The organism is Pseudomonas sp. NBB (genome assembly GCF_032701105.1).
GTDB lineage: Bacteria > Pseudomonadota > Gammaproteobacteria > Pseudomonadales > Pseudomonadaceae > Aquipseudomonas > Aquipseudomonas asiatica.
Genome location: NZ_CP103994.1, coordinates 4,667,513 through 4,684,094 on the forward strand (window position 1 = coordinate 4,667,513; position 16,582 = coordinate 4,684,094).

Annotated in this window: 15 protein-coding genes; 9 read left to right on the forward strand and 6 right to left on the reverse strand. The window is 63.0% G+C overall.

Annotated features, from left to right (window positions below; all coding sequences use genetic code 11):
- Positions 1 to 73: 73 nt before the first annotated feature.
- From ccoM to NY023_RS21650, 4 genes are all read right to left on the reverse strand, one after another.
- On the reverse strand, positions 74 to 190 hold the full coding sequence (ccoM, locus tag NY023_RS21635) for a cytochrome c oxidase subunit CcoM (protein WP_003254862.1): 117 nt from the start codon (positions 188 to 190) through the stop codon (positions 74 to 76).
- Between the two features lie 135 nt (positions 191 to 325).
- Positions 326 to 487, reverse strand: coding sequence for a hypothetical protein (locus NY023_RS21640; RefSeq protein WP_003258944.1), 162 nt, complete (start codon positions 485 to 487; stop codon positions 326 to 328).
- Between the two features lie 67 nt (positions 488 to 554).
- Positions 555 to 884 (reverse strand): hypothetical protein, encoded by a 330-nt coding sequence (locus tag NY023_RS21645; RefSeq protein WP_003258942.1) that lies wholly within the window; start codon positions 882 to 884, stop codon positions 555 to 557.
- 63 nt (positions 885 to 947) lie between these two features.
- On the reverse strand, positions 948 to 1,643 hold the full coding sequence (locus NY023_RS21650; RefSeq protein WP_013973912.1) for a M949_RS01915 family surface polysaccharide biosynthesis protein: 696 nt from the start codon (positions 1,641 to 1,643) through the stop codon (positions 948 to 950).
- Positions 1,644 to 1,804: 161 nt separating this feature from the next.
- Here NY023_RS21650 and rapA point away from each other — a divergent pair, with 161 nt between their 5' ends.
- A complete protein-coding gene (rapA, locus tag NY023_RS21655) occupies positions 1,805 to 4,651 on the forward strand; it encodes an RNA polymerase-associated protein RapA (RefSeq protein ID WP_041505639.1) in 2,847 nt (948 codons plus the stop codon).
- Positions 4,652 to 4,971: 320 nt separating this feature from the next.
- Positions 4,972 to 7,236: a putative bifunctional diguanylate cyclase/phosphodiesterase gene (locus NY023_RS21660; protein WP_013973914.1), complete on the forward strand. Its 2,265-nt coding sequence runs from the start codon at positions 4,972 to 4,974 to the stop codon at positions 7,234 to 7,236.
- Here the strand turns inward: NY023_RS21660 and NY023_RS21665 are convergent.
- Both NY023_RS21665 and NY023_RS21670 read right to left on the reverse strand, forming a co-directional pair.
- Positions 7,136 to 8,023, reverse strand: a complete 888-nt coding sequence (locus NY023_RS21665; protein WP_013973915.1) for an NAD(P)-dependent oxidoreductase — start codon at positions 8,021 to 8,023, stop codon at positions 7,136 to 7,138. The two genes, NY023_RS21660 and NY023_RS21665, sit on opposite strands and share 101 nt — an antisense overlap.
- Positions 8,024 to 8,287: 264 nt before the next feature.
- Complete coding sequence (locus NY023_RS21670; RefSeq protein WP_023660958.1) at positions 8,288 to 8,599, reverse strand: DUF2288 domain-containing protein; 312 nt, start codon at positions 8,597 to 8,599, stop codon at positions 8,288 to 8,290.
- Positions 8,600 to 8,958: 359 nt separating this feature from the next.
- On the opposite strand from NY023_RS21670, the gene NY023_RS21675 reads away from it, so the two are divergent.
- The 7 genes from NY023_RS21675 (at position 8,959) to NY023_RS21705 (ending at position 16,461) form a co-directional block, all read left to right on the forward strand.
- Positions 8,959 to 10,074 carry a branched-chain amino acid ABC transporter substrate-binding protein gene (locus NY023_RS21675; RefSeq protein ID WP_013973917.1) on the forward strand — a complete coding sequence of 372 codons (1,116 nt, stop codon included), beginning with the start codon at positions 8,959 to 8,961 and terminating at the stop codon, positions 10,072 to 10,074.
- A gap of 185 nt (positions 10,075 to 10,259) precedes the next feature.
- Complete coding sequence (gene livH, locus NY023_RS21680; RefSeq protein ID WP_013973918.1) at positions 10,260 to 11,183, forward strand: high-affinity branched-chain amino acid ABC transporter permease LivH; 924 nt, start codon at positions 10,260 to 10,262, stop codon at positions 11,181 to 11,183.
- Positions 11,180 to 12,436, forward strand: coding sequence for a high-affinity branched-chain amino acid ABC transporter permease LivM (locus tag NY023_RS21685; RefSeq protein ID WP_013973919.1), 1,257 nt, complete (start codon positions 11,180 to 11,182; stop codon positions 12,434 to 12,436). Before livH ends, NY023_RS21685 begins: the two co-directional genes overlap by 4 nt.
- The gene (livG, locus tag NY023_RS21690; RefSeq protein ID WP_013973920.1) at positions 12,433 to 13,200 is read left to right on the forward strand and encodes a high-affinity branched-chain amino acid ABC transporter ATP-binding protein LivG; all 768 of its coding nucleotides are present in this window, start codon (positions 12,433 to 12,435) and stop codon (positions 13,198 to 13,200) included. The genes NY023_RS21685 and livG overlap by 4 nt, the downstream gene beginning before the upstream one ends.
- Positions 13,201 to 13,902 carry an ABC transporter ATP-binding protein gene (locus tag NY023_RS21695; RefSeq protein WP_013973921.1) on the forward strand — a complete coding sequence of 234 codons (702 nt, stop codon included), beginning with the start codon at positions 13,201 to 13,203 and terminating at the stop codon, positions 13,900 to 13,902.
- A 173-nt stretch (positions 13,903 to 14,075) separates the two neighbouring features.
- Positions 14,076 to 14,750 (forward strand): COG3650 family protein, encoded by a 675-nt coding sequence (locus tag NY023_RS21700; protein ID WP_013973922.1) that lies wholly within the window; start codon positions 14,076 to 14,078, stop codon positions 14,748 to 14,750.
- Positions 14,751 to 14,853: 103 nt separating this feature from the next.
- Positions 14,854 to 16,461 carry an NAD(P)/FAD-dependent oxidoreductase gene (locus NY023_RS21705; RefSeq protein WP_015271531.1) on the forward strand — a complete coding sequence of 536 codons (1,608 nt, stop codon included), beginning with the start codon at positions 14,854 to 14,856 and terminating at the stop codon, positions 16,459 to 16,461.
- Positions 16,462 to 16,582: the final 121 nt, after the last annotated feature.

The following is a 16,582-nucleotide window of genomic DNA, read 5'->3' on the forward strand; positions in this document are numbered from 1 at the left end:
CAAAAATTGCAGGCAAAAAAAATGGGCGACCGAAGTCGCCCTAAATGCCTTGCGTGCTCGTGTACCCGGAAGGTCAGCGCGGTTTGCGCTTGTTCGAGTCCTTCCAGATGAAAATGCCCAGACCGGCAAAGAATGCGACCATCAACCCGACCGTCACCACTCCGGCGATAACCACGTTGTCGAAGAACATGCTGGCCTCCCCATTCGTTTGCCGTTGTCCGATGGGTGCAAGTTAACCAATGTGGAGGCGGGGAAAATTGATCGGGGTCAATGGTGCCCGGGGCCGGGCACGCGAGGCGGGTGCAGGGTTGACCTGCGTCAAGTTTCAGCGCTTCTTCGGCTTGCCCTTGGGCTTCTTTTTCTTGGCACTGTTCAACGGCAGGGCCTGCTCGAACGCATTGCGCATTTCGTTCAGGCGCTTTTCCTTGAGGTCGTGGACGCGCTTGGCGCGTTCGGCATCGAAATCGATGAGGTTGTCTTGGCTCATGGGTGGGCTCGACGATCAACTGAGACTTGCATGATGAAGCCAGGCGCTGGCGCTGACCAGCCCCATGTCAGACTTCGATGTCCACCAGCAGCCCCTGGCGTACATGCTCGCCCATCAATGGCGCTACCGGCACGGTGTTGTCGGCGTTGACCTCGTCACCCGGCATTGCACTGTAGCGTTCGTCGTCGCCCTTCTGCCGACGTTGCTGCTGGCGGCGCTGCTCGTCGCGCAGCAGCAGCGCCTGCTCCTGCGGGTCACGCTGCTGCTTGAGGTCGATGGCACTTTCACCGGATGCAGGCTGGGTCGGCACCACCGGCTTGATGTCGGGTGTCGGCTTGACCGGGTCCTGTTGCGAGGTCACCGGGGCGGCACTGAGCGGAATGATCGGTGGCAGCATGGACGTTCTCCTATGCCCCCTGTATCGGCAGGCGCGGGTTTACCTTGATGGCAGGCACAACACTTATTCGGCTTCGTCGTCAGGGTTATCGTCGCTAGGTGGGCTGGCCTCGCTCCAGGGCCGCTTGTACACCTGCTGCCAGACCCCGTCCATGTGCTCGCGCAGCACCTGCGGCGCGGATTTTAGCGAGGCGCTGTCCTCACGCTCACCGCCGATCGGCTCTTCACCCGCCGGGGTGATCAGCGACTGGCCGGTGATGCTGTAGCTGGCCTGCCCTTCGCGCATCTCGATGGCGATGTCGTGCGGGTCGATGCCACCGCCACAGAATGCGTGGCTGGCAACCGTCACCTCGGCGATGCCGTCCTTGTTCAGGTCGCCGACATCGCTGACGTCGTTATAGAAGTCCACATCCAGGTCCAGGCCCGGGCAGGTGGTTTCCTGTTCGATCTGCCAGCGCGCCTTGAAAGCGTCGTTTTCGGCCTTGCGCCCGTACAGCGTGGCCTTGAGTACCACCTTGTCGACTTCCTGCTCGCTTTCCGGGTCGCTGGCCTGGCCATCGCTGCGGCTCAACACCAGCAGGCCTTCACCGTCGCGGTCACGAAAGTGCACGCTCTTGATCGGCGTCTGCACGCCCAGCACCTCGAGCTGTTCGATCGGGATGGCGGGCAAGGTCTCGAAGTTTTTCTGCTCGCAGGCGGCCAGCAGCAACAGGCTGCCCACGGCCATCGAAGCGCTGATCCAGCGGTGCTTGGCAGACATGTTGATCCGGAGCCCTCGTCGGCAGCACGGTGGGGGACGATGAAGCGGCTAGACTGTTGCTACCTATCGCACTTCGGCACCTTTCGATGCGCTCGGCACTTTGGTCTGACCGGCCGATCCGTTAACATAACCGGCTTTTTCATCGCGGGAGTTCAGGCAGTATGGCGCAGCAGTATCAACCGGGGCAACGCTGGATCAGCGACAGCGAAGCCGAGCTCGGCCTGGGTACCATCCTGGCGCAGGATGGCCGCCTGTTGACCGTGCTCTACCCGGCCACTGGCGACACCCGCCAGTATTCCCTGCGCAATGCGCCGCTGACCCGCGTGCGCTTCTCGCCAGGTGACCAGATCACCCACTTCGAAGGCTGGAAGTTGACCGTGCGCGAGGTCGAGGACATCGACGGGCTGATGGTCTACCACGGCCTGGACGGGCAGAACCAGCCGCGCACCCTGCCAGAAACCCAGTTGTCGAACTTCATCCAGTTCCGCCTGGCCAGCGACCGCCTGTTCGCCGGGCAGATCGACCCGCTCTCGTGGTTCAGCCTGCGCTACAACACCCTGCAGCACACCAGCAAGCAGATGCAGTCGGCGCTGTGGGGCCTGGGCGGCTGCCGTGCCCAACCCATCGCCCACCAGTTGCACATCGCCCGCGAAGTCGCCGACCGCAGCGCGCCACGCGTCTTGTTGGCCGACGAAGTAGGCCTGGGCAAAACCATCGAAGCCGGCCTGGTGATCCATCGCCAGCTGCTGTCTGGCCGCGCCAGCCGCGTTCTGATCCTGGTACCGGAAAACCTCCAGCACCAGTGGCTGGTGGAAATGCGCCGCCGCTTCAACCTGCAGGTGGCCCTGTTCGACGCCGAGCGTTTCATCGAAAGCGACGCCAGCAACCCGTTCGAGGATGCCCAGCTGGCGCTGGTGGCACTGGAGTGGCTGGTAGAAGACGAAAAGGCCCAGGACGCGCTGTTCGCCGCTGGCTGGGACCTGATGGTGGTGGACGAAGCCCACCACCTGGTCTGGCACGAAGACCAGGTCAGCGCCGAATACGGCCTGGTCGAACAGCTGGCCCAAGTGATCCCGGGCGTGCTGCTGCTCACGGCCACCCCCGAGCAGCTCGGCCAGGACAGCCACTTCGCCCGCCTGCGCCTGCTCGACCCCAACCGTTTCCACGACCTGGCCGCCTTCCGCGCCGAGAGCGAGCACTATCGCCCGGTGGCTGAAGCCGTACAGGAACTGCTCGACGAAGGCCGCCTGTCGCCCAAGGCCCACGCCACCATCCAGGGCTTCCTGGGTGCCGAAGGCGAAGCCCTGCTGGCCGCGGTCAGCGACGGCGATACCCAGGCCAGCGCGCGCCTGATCCGTGAGCTGCTCGACCGCCACGGCACCGGCCGCGTGCTGTTCCGTAACACCCGCGCGGCGATCCAGGGCTTCCCTGAGCGCCAGCTGCACCCTTACCCACTGGCGACGCCCGAGCAGTACCGCGACCTGCCAGCCGGCGAACATGCCGAGCTGTACCCGGAAGTCGCCTTCCAGGCCCAGGGCGAGGTGGCCGATGACGAGCGCTGGTGGCGTTTCGACCCGCGCGTCGACTGGCTGATCGACACCCTGAAGATGCTAAAGCGTACCAAGGTGCTGGTGATCTGCGCCCATGCCGAAACCGCGATGGACCTGGAGGACGCCCTGCGCGTGCGCTCCGGCATCCCGGCCTCGGTGTTCCATGAGGGCATGAGCATCCTAGAACGTGACCGCGCCGCCGCCTACTTCGCTGACGAAGAGTTCGGCGCGCAGGTGCTGATCTGCTCCGAGATCGGCAGTGAAGGCCGCAACTTCCAGTTTGCCCACCATCTGGTGATGTTCGACCTGCCGGCGCACCCCGACCTGCTCGAACAGCGCATCGGCCGCCTCGACCGTATCGGCCAGAAGCACACCATCCAGCTGCATATCCCGTACCTGCAGGACAGCCCGCAAGAGCGCCTGTTCCAGTGGTACCACGAAGGCCTCAACGCCTTCCTCAACACCTGCCCTACCGGCAACGCCCTGCAGCACCAGTTCGGCCCGCGCCTGCTGCCACTGCTTGAAGGTGGCGAAAGCAAGGCCTGGGAAGCCCTGGTGGCCGACGCCCGCAGCGAACGCGAACGCCTGGAAGCCGAACTGCATACCGGCCGTGACCGTCTGCTGGAGCTCAACTCCGGCGGTGCCGGCGAAGGCCAGGCGCTGGTCGAGGACATTCTCGAACAGGACGACCAGTTCGCCCTGCCGATCTACATGGAAACCCTGTTCGACGCCTTCGGCATCGACAGCGAAGACCATTCCGAGAACGCCCTGATCCTCAAGCCGAGCGAAAAGATGCTCGACGCCAGCTTCCCGCTGGGTGACGACGAAGGCGTGACCATCACCTACGACCGTGGCCAGGCGCTGTCGCGCGAGGACATGCAGTTCCTCACCTGGGAACACCCGATGGTACAAGGCGGCATGGATCTGGTGCTGTCCGGCTCGATGGGCAACACCGCCGTGGCGCTGATCAAGAACAAGGCGCTCAAACCCGGGACCGTGCTGCTTGAACTGCTGTTCGTCAGCGAGGTGGTGGCACCGCGCAGCCTGCAACTGGGGCGTTACCTGCCACCGGCGGCATTGCGCTGCCTGCTCGATGCCAACGGCAACGACCTGGCGTCCCGCGTGGCCTTCGAAACCCTCAACGACCAGCTGGAAAGCGTGCCACGCGCCAGCGCCAACAAGTTCGTCCAGGCCCAGCGTGACGTGCTGGCCCAGCGCATCGGCAGCGGCGAGGCCAAGGTCATGCCGGCCCACGTCGAGCGCGTGGCCGAGGCCCAGCGCCGCCTTAAAGCGGAGGCCGACGAAGAACTGGCCCGTCTGGTCGCCCTGCAAGCGGTCAACCCGAGCGTGCGCGACAGCGAGATCGAAGCGCTGCGCAAGCAGCGCGAAGAGGGCCTGGCGATGCTGGAAAAGGCCGCCCTGCGCCTGGAAGCCATTCGCGTGCTGGTGGCTGGCTAATACAGGCCAGACACCGCCGCCTTTGTGGGAGCGGCCTTGTGTCGCGAAAGGGCCGCAACGCGGCCCCAGAATTGACGCGCTACAGTTGAAATTGCTGGGGCTGCTTTGCAGCCCTTTCGCGACACAAGGCCGCTCCCACAGGGGAGACCACCTTTCAGAACCCATTTACATATTCCAAGCTGCGATCAGGTTCATAACCAAATCGTAGGAATCAATGTGCCATTAGTCAGGAAGGCTTAAACACCTCTTCCTATACTGCCTCTGGACAGTCTGCACAGGGTTTAGCGCAGACGAGTGAAAACTCGATCATGAGGCATTCCATGGAATGGCTGGGGCTGCAACTGTTCGCCGACCTGCCGGCAACCGGGCGCATCGTCATCGATTGCCGGCATGAACCGTTCCTGGTTCTGCTTGCCTACCTCGTCGCCTGTGCGGCCTGCTTCGCCACGCTGGACATGGCCGAGCGACAATCCCACAGCGAAGACCCCACCGCCCACCGACAATGGAACATGCTTGGTGCCTGCTGCCTGGCAGGAGGTATCTGGGCCATGCATTTCATCAGCATGCTGGCCTTCCAGGCGCCAGTGGAAGTGCACTACGACGCGTCCCTGACCATCCTTTCGCTGCTCATCGCACTGGCCGTCGCCTGGCTGGCCATGCACAGCCTCGACCGCAGCCAGATGCGCGCAATCCATTACCTGCGAAGTGCAGTACTGATCGGCCTGGGCATCATCCTGATGCACTTCGTAGGCATGGCCGCCCTGGAAACCGGTGCCCGCCAGTACTACCAGACCGGCCTGCTGCTGGCCTCTGCCACCATTGCCCTGCTCACCAGCCTGACCGCGCTATACCTGGCCCGCTACTTCCGGCAGGGCAGCGGTACCTTGCACCAGGCCATGAAGTACGGCGCCAGCCTGCTGATGGCTGGTGGTATCGTTGCCACCCACTTCACCGCGATGTCGGCCATGACACTGGTCATCCCGGCCGACACCGCCCTGCGCCTGCCCTCTGGCGACAACAGCCTGCAACTGGCGCTGGGCATCGGCTTCATCACCATGCTGATCAGTGCTGCCAGCATCAGTACCGCACTGGCCGACAAGAAGCTGCAAAGCAAGGAGCACGACCTGCGCCGGGTCAGCGTGCTGCTCAGCCAACTGGACCAGGCCCGCGCTTCGCTGCAGCAGGCCGCGCACTACGACGCCCTGACCAACCTGGTCAACCGCCGCGGTTTCAACCAGGTGTTCGCCGAACGCCTGGCCGAACACCAGGCCACGGAAAGCCACCTGGCGGTGATGTTCCTCGACATCGACCATTTCAAGCGCATAAACGACAGCCTCGGTCACGACGCCGGCGACGAGCTGCTCAAAGTGATCGCCGGACACATCAAGGCCGCCACCCGAAACCGCGACCTGGTCGCACGTCTGGGCGGCGACGAGTTCTGCGTGGTCACCAGCCTCACCAACCGCGACGAAGCCCGCCACCTGGCCCAGCGCATCATGCAGAGGATGAAAGAGCCCATAAACCTGGGCGGCCGGCGCATGGTCATGACCACCAGCATCGGCATCAGCATCTTCCCCGACGACGGCACCACCGCCGAAGAGCTGCTCAAGCATGCAGACCTTGCGCTGTACCAGTCCAAGGGTAACGGGCGCAACAGCCTGAACTTCTTCAACGACAGCCTGAAGACCCAGGCCTCGATTGCCCTGCAACTGGAAGAGGAACTGCGGGTGGCGCTGCTCGAGGAGCATGGGCTATGCGTGCACTACCAGCCGATCTTCGACCTGCGCAGCAGGCAAGTGGCCAAACTGGAGGCCCTGGTGCGCTGGCAACACCCGCAACACGGCCTGCTCGGGCCTGATCGTTTTGTCGCCATCGCAGAGGCCAACGGGCTGATCATCGACCTCGATCTGTGGGTGCTGCGCCACGCCTGCGCCGACCTGGCCTATCTGCAGCGCCACGGTCATGGAAACCTCAAGGTCACGGTCAATTGTTCGGCCGTCACCCTCAGCCACGACGAACTGCCCAACGAAGTGGAAAAGGCGCTGTTCCACGCCGGGCTCGCACCCCGACAGCTGGAACTGGAAGTGACCGAGAACGCCTTGATGGGTGACATCCAGCGCACGGTAAACCTGCTCACGCGCATACGCGCCCTGGGCGTGGCGCTGTCGATCGATGACTTCGGCACCGGCTACTCGTCGCTGGCCTACCTCAAGCGCCTGCCGCTGGACGTGCTTAAGGTCGACCGCAGCTTCCTGCAGGATGTGCCGGGCAGCCAGAAGGATCGCGAAATTGTCCAGGCGATCATCGTCATGGCGCATACCCTGCATCTGCAGGTGGTCAGCGAGGGCGTGGAAACCGCCGAACAGCTGGCGTTTCTCCAAGCCCACGGCTGCGACTACCTGCAGGGCTACCTGCTGGCCCCCCCGGAGCCGCTGGCCGAACTACGCTCGCTACTGGAGCGGGTTCGGCACAAGGGCGGCGTGTTCAGCCCTTGCTGCGATACAGCTCAACCAGGGTCGCCGGATCCTTTTGCAGGTACCCCTGGCTTGCGTGCAGGCGCATCAATTGTGCGGCAAGGCCACTGAGCGGCGTCGCCGAGCCTTGCTCGCGGGAGAACTTGACCGCGCCATCGAGGTCCTTGAGCAGCGTGCGCACATGCCACTTGATCGGCTCGAAGCGGCTCTCGGCCATTTGCGGAGCGAGGATCTGCAACGGTCTGGAGTCGGCAAAACCGCCCGCCAGCGCTTCGGCGATCAGCGTCGCGTCGACACCGGACTGTTCAGCCAAGGCAACCACTTCGGCGATTACCAGAGCATTGCAGGCCACGATCATCTGGTTGCAGGCCTTGGTCACCTGGCCTGCGCCCACCGCGCCCATATGCGTCACGCGCTGGCCAAGAACCTGCAGTACCGGGCGCGCACGCTCCAGGTCGGCTGCCTCGCCACCGACCATGATCGCCAGGGTGCCGGCTTCGGCCCCGGGGGTGCCGCCGGACACTGGCGCGTCCAGCCAGGCCATGCCGCACAGCGCTGCCAGTTCGGCGGCCATTTCACGAGTGGCGGTTGGCTCCAGGCTGGAGAAATCGACCAGTAACTGGCCGCTGCTTCCGCCCTGGGCAATGCCTTGCTCGCCGAACACTACCTCGCGGACCACGGCCGTATCGGCCAGGCACAGCAGCACTATGTCGCTGTCGCGGCACAGTTCGGCAGGGCTGCTGGCCAGGCGCGCGCCAGCCGCGACCAGTGCAGCGCACTTGTCCGGGCTGCGGTTCCATACCGTCAGCGGGTAACCCGCTGCCAGCAGGCGCCGACACATGGGCAGGCCCATCAGGCCGATGCCGGCGAATCCAAGCGAAGGTAGTTTTGAGTTCATCAATGACTCCGGACAAATTCGATATCGATCCGGGCCGCTTTGCGGCCTTCGCGGCGCGCCCGCTCCCACAAAACCAGCGCTGGTCTGAAGAGCAACATCTGACCTGTGGGAGCGGGCATGCCCGCGAAGGGCTGCAAGGCAGCCCCCCATTACGCATCCCGTAAACTGTTACCGCCACGCCGAATTGTTACTTCCCTCTACCCGCCTTGAGCGCCTTCAAGCACCAAAACGAGGCTGCTGCGCATTTTCGCGCACCAAAAGCGATCATGCCTCTGTCGGGCGCTTTGCCTGAATCACGATGAACGGCGAAACCACCACCGCCCAGATCTCTGGATCGCGGCTTTGCAGGTCCAGGGCCTGCTCGGCGGTTACCGGACCAACAGTGCCATCACTACGCCACTTGGCGAAGATCTCGCTGCGATTCTCGGCCATCGCCTCGGCAACGGTGATCAGGTCGAGGCTCGGGTCGACCCAAATCAGGTCACCCTTGGCCCAGAAACGCTCCAGCGCTTTCCACTCGATGATTGCCGTCTCGCCAAGCAATTTGGCATAGAGGGTGCTTGTTTGATCAGTCATGGGTGGTATCCGCAAAAATCGGCCTTTAAAAAAGGTCGGCATTTTTGCAGAAAAACCCGGTTTCAAATATGTAATTTGGTCGATTGATCCCGAACTTGTGGGGCGGGGTCGCAGATGCAGGCAGTTTGATGGCGCCTTTCTGTATCTTTGTGTCGACCATGCGACAACCCAGGAAGCAGGCACTTTTCGACCGCTTTTCAAGCGCTCGAACAGCGCTCTACACTGTACCGGTACAGTTCCGGGACATGTTCCGGGGGAAGGTGGGCTTGCGCGTTGGCATGGCCACGCCGCAAATCCCGCCCGGTCTGTAGCCCTGGCCGCCAGGACTATAAGAATTACAACAGAATGAGTGGAGCACTATGATCAAGATTTCCAAGCTGTTCGCCGCAATGGTCCTGGCAGGGGTAGCCAGCCATTCGTTTGCCGCCGATACCATCAAGATCGGGATTGCAGGCCCCAAGACCGGCCCTGTGACCCAGTACGGCGACATGCAATTCATCGGCGCAAAGCAAGCCATCAAGGATATCAACGCCGCGGGCGGCGTGGATGGCAAGATGCTCGAAGCCAAGGAATACGACGACGCCTGCGATCCTAAACAGGCCGTGGCAGTCGCCAACAAAGTGGTCAACGACGGCGTCAAGTTCGTCATTGGCCACCTGTGCTCCAGCTCTACCCAGCCTGCGTCCGACATCTACGAAGACGAAGGCGTGATCATGATCACCCCGGCCGCGACCTCCCCGGAAATCACCGCACGTGGCTACAAGCTGATCTTCCGCACCATCGGTCTGGACAGCGCCCAGGGCCCGGCTGCCGGCAACTACATCGCCGACCACGTCAAGCCGAAGGTTGTCGCTGTCCTGCACGACAAGCAGCAGTACGGTGAAGGCATCGCCACCGCGGTCAAGCAGACCCTGGAAGGCAAAGGCACCAAGGTTGCCGTGTTCGAAGGCCTGAACGCCGGTGACAAGGACTTCTCCTCGATCATCCAGAAGCTCAAGCAGAACAACGTCGACTTCGTCTACTACGGCGGCTACCACCCAGAGCTGGGCCTGATCCTTCGCCAGGCTCAGGAAAAGGGCCTGAAAGCCAAGTTCATGGGCCCGGAAGGCGTGGGCAACGACTCCATCTCGCAGATCGCCCAGAACGCCTCCGAAGGCCTGCTGGTGACCCTGCCGAAGTCGTTCGACTCGGACCCTGCGAACAAGAAGATCGTCGACGCCATCAAGGCTGACGGCAAGGACCCAAGCGGCCCGTTCGTGTTCCCGGCCTACTCGGCTGTCGAGCTGATCGCCCAGGGCATCAAGGAAGCCAAGTCCGAAGATGCCGACAAGGTGGCAGCCGCCATCCACAAAGGTACCTTCAAGACCCCGACCGGTGACCTGTCGTTCGACGACAAAGGCGACCTGAAAGACTTCAAGTTCGTGGTCTACGAATGGCACTTCGGCAAGCCGAAGACCGAAGTCTCCCCTCAGTAACTGCGTGACTAATAGCTGACCGTAGAAGCCCACTGTGCGAGCAGTGGGCTTTGTTTTACGAGGTTCATGGGCCTGATCCCCGCGATCCGGGGGCGGGCTCACCTGAAAATCTTAAAACCGTCACCCGCGGTTTCCTGGCCTACCCCCGCCAGCGAAATGCAAATCAGGTTTTTAGGAGCGCTGTAATGCCTGAGATCTACCATTTCTTCCAACAACTGGTTAATGGATTGACCATCGGCAGCACCTATGCCTTGATCGCCATCGGCTACACGATGGTGTACGGCATCATTGGCATGATCAACTTCGCCCACGGCGAGGTGTACATGATCGGTTCCTACGTGGCCTTCATCGCCCTGGCGGGCCTGGCCATGATGGGTATCCATTCGCTGCCTGTCCTGATGACCGTCGCCTTTGTCGCGACGATCTTCGTCACCAGTGCCTATGGCTATAGCATCGAACGGGTTGCCTACCGCCCCCTGCGCAACAGCAACCGTCTGATCCCGCTGATTTCCGCCATCGGCATGTCGATCTTCCTGCAGAACACCGTCTTGCTTTCGCAAGACTCCAAGGACAAGTCCATCCCCAACCTGATCCCCGGAAGCTTCTCGTTCGGGCCGGGCGGCGCGGAGGAAGTACTGATCAGCTACATGCAGATCCTGGTGTTCGTGGTCACCCTGGTGGCCATGACCTGCCTCACCCTGTTCATCTCCCGTTCCCGCCTGGGCCGCGCCTGCCGCGCCTGCGCCGAGGACATCAAGATGGCCAACCTGCTGGGCATCAACACCAACAACATCATCGCCCTCACTTTCGTCATCGGTGCCGCCCTGGCGGCGGTGGCGGCCGTGCTGCTGAGCATGCAGTACGGGGTGATCAACCCCAACGCCGGTTTCCTGGTGGGCCTGAAGGCCTTCACCGCGGCGGTGCTGGGTGGCATCGGCAGCATTCCGGGCGCCATGCTCGGCGGGCTGGTGCTGGGAGTGGCCGAAGCGTTCGGTGCCGATATCTTCGGCGACCAGTACAAGGACGTTGTGGCATTCGGCTTGTTGGTTCTTGTCCTGCTATTCCGGCCGACCGGCATCCTGGGCCGCCCGGAGGTTGAAAAAGTATGAACAGAAATCTCAAACAGGCGTTCTTCAGCGCCTTGCTGGTATGGGCCGTGGCCTTCCCGGTACTGGGCCTGAAACTGAGCATCGATGGCATCAGCCTGGTAGTGCACAGCCAGGGTTCGTTCACCATCGGCATCATCGCCGTGTGTTCGGTGCTGATGTTCCTGCGCGTGCTGTTCGACAAGCAGTGGAACTCGGTAATGGGCCGCCGTTCGGATCGCAAGCTGATCCCGCCGGCGGTCAGCAACTACCTGACCCTGCCGAAAACCCAGCGCTACGTGATCATGGGCTTGATCGTCGCGGCACTGGTGTGGCCGTTCTTCGGCTCGCGCGGCGCGGTCGACATTGCCACGCTGATCCTGATCTACGTGTTGCTGGGCCTGGGCCTGAACATCGTGGTCGGTTTGGCAGGCCTGCTCGACCTCGGTTACGTCGGCTTCTACGCCGTCGGTGCCTACAGCTACGCCATGCTCTCGCACTACCTGGGCTGGAGCTTCTGGGTATGCCTGCCGATCGCCGGCCTCATGGCCGCTACCTTCGGTTTCCTGCTCGGCTTCCCGGTGCTGCGCCTGCGCGGTGACTACCTGGCGATCGTGACCCTCGGCTTCGGCGAGATCATCCGCCTGTTCCTGCGTAACCTCACCGACTGGACCGGCGGCCCCAACGGCATCAGCAACATCCCCAAGCCAGAGTTCTTCGGCCTGACCTTCGAACGCCGTGCCGCCGAAGGCATGCAGACCTTCCATGAGTTCTTCGGGCTGGAATACAACTCGATCAACAAGGTCATCTTCCTCTATCTGGTGGCCCTGCTGCTGGCCCTGCTGGCGCTGTTCGTGATCAACCGCCTGCTGCGCATGCCGATCGGCCGCGCCTGGGAAGCCCTGCGCGAAGACGAGATCGCCTGCCGTGCTCTGGGCCTGAACCCGACCGTGATCAAGCTGTCGGCATTCACCCTGGGCGCCTGCTTCGCCGGTTTCGCCGGCAGCTTCTTCGCTGCGCGCCAAGGCCTGGTGACGCCGGAGTCGTTCACCTTCATCGAGTCGGCGATCATCCTCGCCATCGTCGTGCTCGGCGGCATGGGCTCACAACTGGGCGTGATCCTCGCGGCCATCGTGATGATCCTGCTGCCCGAGCTGATGCGTGAGTTCAGCGAATACCGGATGCTGATGTTCGGTGCGCTGATGGTGTTGATGATGATCTGGCGTCCGCAAGGCCTGCTGCCTATGCAACGTCCACACATGGAGCTGCGTCGATGAGCCGCGAAATTCTGCAAGTCAGCGGCCTGAGCATGCGCTTCGGCGGCTTGTTGGCGGTCAACGGCGTGGGCCTGACCGTCAAGGAAAAACAGGTGGTGGCACTGATCGGCCCGAACGGCGCCGGCAAGACCACCGTGTTCAACTGCCTGACCGGCTTCTACAAGCCCAGCGGCGGCACCATCCTGCTCGATGGCCAGCCGATCCAGGGCCTGGCCGGGCATCAGATCGCCCGCAAGGGCGTAGTGCGGACATTCCAGAACGTGCGCCTGTTCAAGGAAATGACCGCGCTGGAAAACCTGCTGATCGCCCAGCACCGCCACCTCAACACCAACTTCTTCGCCGGCCTGTTCAAGACCCCAAGCTTCCGCCGCAGCGAGAAGGAGGCCATGGAGCGCGCGCAGTACTGGCTGGAGAAGGTCAACCTGACCGAGTTCGCCAACCGTACCGCCGGCACCCTCGCCTACGGGCAGCAGCGCCGCCTGGAAATCGCCCGCTGCATGATGACCCAGCCGCGCATCATCATGCTCGACGAACCGGCTGCGGGCCTGAACCCGAAGGAAACCGAAGACCTCAAGGCGCTGATCGCCTACCTGCGTGAGTCGCACAACGTCACCGTGCTGCTGATCGAGCACGACATGAAGCTGGTGATGAGCATTTCCGACCATATCGTGGTGATCAACCAGGGCACACCCCTGGCCCACGGCACACCGGAAGAGATCCGCGACAACCCTGATGTGATCAAAGCCTACCTGGGGGAAGCGTAAATGCTGAAGTTCGAGAACGTTTCCACCTTCTACGGCAAGATCCAGGCGCTGCACAGCGTCAATGTGGAGATCAACCAGGGCGAGATCGTCACCCTGATCGGCGCCAACGGCGCCGGCAAGTCAACCTTGCTGATGACCTTGTGCGGCTCGCCGCAGGCGCACAGCGGCAGCATCAAGTACCTGGGTGAAGAGCTGGTCGGCCAGCCGTCTTCGCACATCATGCGCAAGAGCATCGCGGTGGTACCGGAAGGCCGCCGCGTGTTCTCCCGCCTGACCGTCGAGGAAAATCTGGCAATGGGTGGTTTCTTCACCGACAAGGGCGATTACCAGGAGCAGCTGGACAAGGTGTTGCAGCTGTTCCCGCGCCTGAAGGAGCGTTATATCCAGCGTGGCGGCACCATGTCCGGTGGCGAGCAGCAGATGCTCGCCATTGGCCGGGCGCTGATGAGCAAGCCCAAGCTGCTGCTGCTCGACGAGCCATCGCTGGGTCTGGCGCCAATCATCATCCAGCAGATCTTCGACATCATCGAACAGCTGCGCCGTGATGGCGTGACGGTGTTCCTGGTGGAGCAGAACGCCAACCAGGCGCTGAAGATCGCTGACCGGGCGTATGTACTGGAGAACGGCCGGGTGGTGATGCAGGGTACTGGGGAAGCACTGCTGACCGACCCGAAGGTGCGCGACGCGTACCTGGGGGGTTGATGGGAAAAGGGCCTTCGGGCCCTTTTTTCTGCCTGCCGGATTTTGTATCGCCTGCACTGGCCTCTTCGCGGGCTTGCCCGCGAAGAGGCCGGTACAGGTTTAGCAAAAACTTGAGATCCCCGCCCAGCCTGAGTAACGTGGCCAGCTCTTTGGAAGATCCCGGAGCCCGCCCCATGCGCCTCACCCCCACCCTGCTGCTCACTGCCCTGCTGCCCCTGTTCGCCGGCTGCCAGCTCATGGCTGACGCCCCCAGCGACCCGAACATCGGCACTACGCGCATGCAGGGCGAGTTGCGTGCCGGCGGTGGCCAGCTGCTGTTCAAGCCGTGCAGCGAAAACCGCACTTTCGTGATCAGCGACGTCGCCGCAACCGGCATCCTGCAGGAAGCCGCCAACCTCGCCAAGGACGCCAACGACAAACTGTTCGCCGACGTCCGTGGCCACCTCACCGGCAGCAGGCAGGCCAACAACGACGGCCAGCTGGAAGTTCGCCGCCTGTACCGCCTGGAACCTTCCACCCGCGCCTGTGAAGACCCCAACTTCAAGCAGCTGACCCTGCGCGCCAACGGCCATGAGCCGGAATGGGACATCAAGGCCAGCGGCAAAGGCATGGTGCTCAACCGCGTCGGCCAGGATCCCCTGCCCCTGCCCTTTCTGGAAGAAGAAGTGCCCGGCGGCGGCCTGACCCTGACCAGCGAAGCCAACGGCCAGCACGTGGAGCTGTGGGTCGCGCCACAACGCTGTGTAGACACCGCCACCGGTGCCATCCGCCACTTGCGTGCCGAACTGCGCATCGACGGCAAGACCCTGCAGGGCTGCGGTTACTACGGCGGTGCGCGCGACAACTGATCGCCGGGCGCTTTTATCCTGCCAGTCGGGGCGGCGAACAGCTTATACTTGGCGGTTTGTGTAAAGCCGCCGGCCGCCCATGGCCGGGATACTGGACCCTGCCATGCTACGAATCACCGAACTGAAGCTGCCCCTGGACCATCCCGACGAAGCCCTGCGTGAAGCGATCGTCCAGCGCCTGGGCATCCGCGACGAGCAACTGCTCAGCTTCAACCTGTTCAAGCGCAGCTACGATGCGCGCAAGAAGAACAGCGAACTGCTGTTCATCTACACCATCGACCTGGAAGCCAGCAACGAAGCCGAGCTGCTCAGCAAGTTCGCCGACGATCGCAATATCGGCCCAGCGCCAGACGTAACCTACAAGTTCGTCGGCAAAGCCCCTGCCGATCTGCAGGAGCGCCCGATCGTGGTCGGCTTCGGCCCGTGCGGCATCTTCGCCGGCCTGTTGCTGGCACAGATGGGCTTCAAGCCGATCATCCTCGAGCGCGGCAAGGAAGTACGTCAGCGCACCAAGGACACCTGGGGCCTGTGGCGCAAGAGCGTGCTCAACCCCGAGTCCAACGTGCAGTTCGGCGAAGGCGGTGCCGGTACCTTCTCCGACGGCAAGCTGTACAGCCAGATCAAGGACCCGCAGCACCACGGCCGCAAGGTGCTGGAGGAGTTCGTCAAGGCCGGTGCGCCGGACGAGATCCTGTACATCAACAAGCCGCACATCGGTACCTTCCGCCTCACCGGCATGGTCGAGCAGATGCGTCAGGACATGATCGCCCTCGGCGCCGAAGTGCGCTTCCAGCAGAAGGTCACCGACCTGCTGATCGAGGATGGGCAACTGACCGGCGTGGTGCTGGAGAGCGGCGAACAGCTGCACTCGCGCCATGTCGTGCTGGCGCTGGGCCACAGTGCCCGCGACACCTTCCGCATGCTGCACGCCAAAGGCGTGTACATGGAAGCCAAGCCGTTCTCGGTGGGCTTCCGTATCGAGCACCCGCAAACGCTGATCGACAAGGCGCGCCTGGGCAAGTACGCCGGTCACCCGAAACTCGGTGCCGCCGACTACAAACTGGTGTACCACGCCAAGAATGGCCGCTCGGTGTACAGCTTCTGCATGTGCCCGGGCGGCACCGTGGTCGCAGCAACCAGCGAGCCAGGCCGGGTGGTTACCAACGGCATGAGCCAGTACTCGCGTAACGAGCGCAACGCCAACTCCGGCATCGTCGTCGGCATCGACCCCGAGCGCGATTACCCGGGCGGCCCGCTGGCCGGCATCGAGCTGCAGGAACGCCTGGAAGCCCACGCCTACGTGATGGGCGGCAGCAACTACCAGGCCCCGGCACAGCTGGTGGGTGACTTCGTCGCTGGCCGGCCGTCGACTGCACTGGGCAGTGTCGAGCCGTCCTACAAACCGGGCGTGACCCTGGGCGACCTGGCGCCGAGCCTGCCGGACTTCGCCATCGAAGCCATTCGCGAGGCGCTGCCAGCGTTCGACCGGCAGATCAAGGGTTACAACCTGCATGATGCAGTGCTGACCGGGATCGAGACCCGCACCTCCTCGCCGCTGCGCATTACCCGCGGTGAGGACTTCCAGAGCCTGAACCTCAAGGGGCTGTTCCCGGCGGGTGAAGGGGCCGGGTATGCGGGCGGGATCCTGTCGGCGGGTGTCGATGGGATTCGTATCGCCGAGGCGGTGGCGCGGGATATGCTCGGCCTCTGAGCCCTTTACATGCCAGGGCCTCTTCGCGGGTAAACCCGCTCCCACAGGTACTGCACAGTATTGAAGACTGTGAACTACCTGTGGGAGCGGGTTTACCCGCGAAAGGGCCACTGCAGACATC

Bases quoted from the DNA above. Each gene is read 5' to 3' on its own strand.
- ccoM (WP_003254862.1), bottom strand. From the start codon at position 190: ATGTTCTTCGACAACGTGGTTATCGCCGGAGTGGTGACGGTCGGGTTG.
- NY023_RS21640 (WP_003258944.1), bottom strand. From the start codon at position 487: ATGAGCCAAGACAACCTCATCGATTTCGATGCCGAACGCGCCAAGCGC.
- NY023_RS21645 (WP_003258942.1), bottom strand. From the start codon at position 884: ATGCTGCCACCGATCATTCCGCTCAGTGCCGCCCCGGTGACCTCGCAA.
- NY023_RS21650 (WP_013973912.1), bottom strand. From the start codon at position 1,643: ATGTCTGCCAAGCACCGCTGGATCAGCGCTTCGATGGCCGTGGGCAGC.
- rapA (WP_041505639.1), top strand. From the start codon at position 1,805: ATGGCGCAGCAGTATCAACCGGGGCAACGCTGGATCAGCGACAGCGAA.
- NY023_RS21660 (WP_013973914.1), top strand. From the start codon at position 4,972: ATGGAATGGCTGGGGCTGCAACTGTTCGCCGACCTGCCGGCAACCGGG.
- NY023_RS21665 (WP_013973915.1), bottom strand. From the start codon at position 8,023: ATGAACTCAAAACTACCTTCGCTTGGATTCGCCGGCATCGGCCTGATG.
- NY023_RS21670 (WP_023660958.1), bottom strand. From the start codon at position 8,599: ATGACTGATCAAACAAGCACCCTCTATGCCAAATTGCTTGGCGAGACG.
- NY023_RS21675 (WP_013973917.1), top strand. From the start codon at position 8,959: ATGATCAAGATTTCCAAGCTGTTCGCCGCAATGGTCCTGGCAGGGGTA.
- livH (WP_013973918.1), top strand. From the start codon at position 10,260: ATGCCTGAGATCTACCATTTCTTCCAACAACTGGTTAATGGATTGACC.
- NY023_RS21685 (WP_013973919.1), top strand. From the start codon at position 11,180: ATGAACAGAAATCTCAAACAGGCGTTCTTCAGCGCCTTGCTGGTATGG.
- livG (WP_013973920.1), top strand. From the start codon at position 12,433: ATGAGCCGCGAAATTCTGCAAGTCAGCGGCCTGAGCATGCGCTTCGGC.
- NY023_RS21695 (WP_013973921.1), top strand. From the start codon at position 13,201: ATGCTGAAGTTCGAGAACGTTTCCACCTTCTACGGCAAGATCCAGGCG.
- NY023_RS21700 (WP_013973922.1), top strand. From the start codon at position 14,076: ATGCGCCTCACCCCCACCCTGCTGCTCACTGCCCTGCTGCCCCTGTTC.
- NY023_RS21705 (WP_015271531.1), top strand. From the start codon at position 14,854: ATGCTACGAATCACCGAACTGAAGCTGCCCCTGGACCATCCCGACGAA.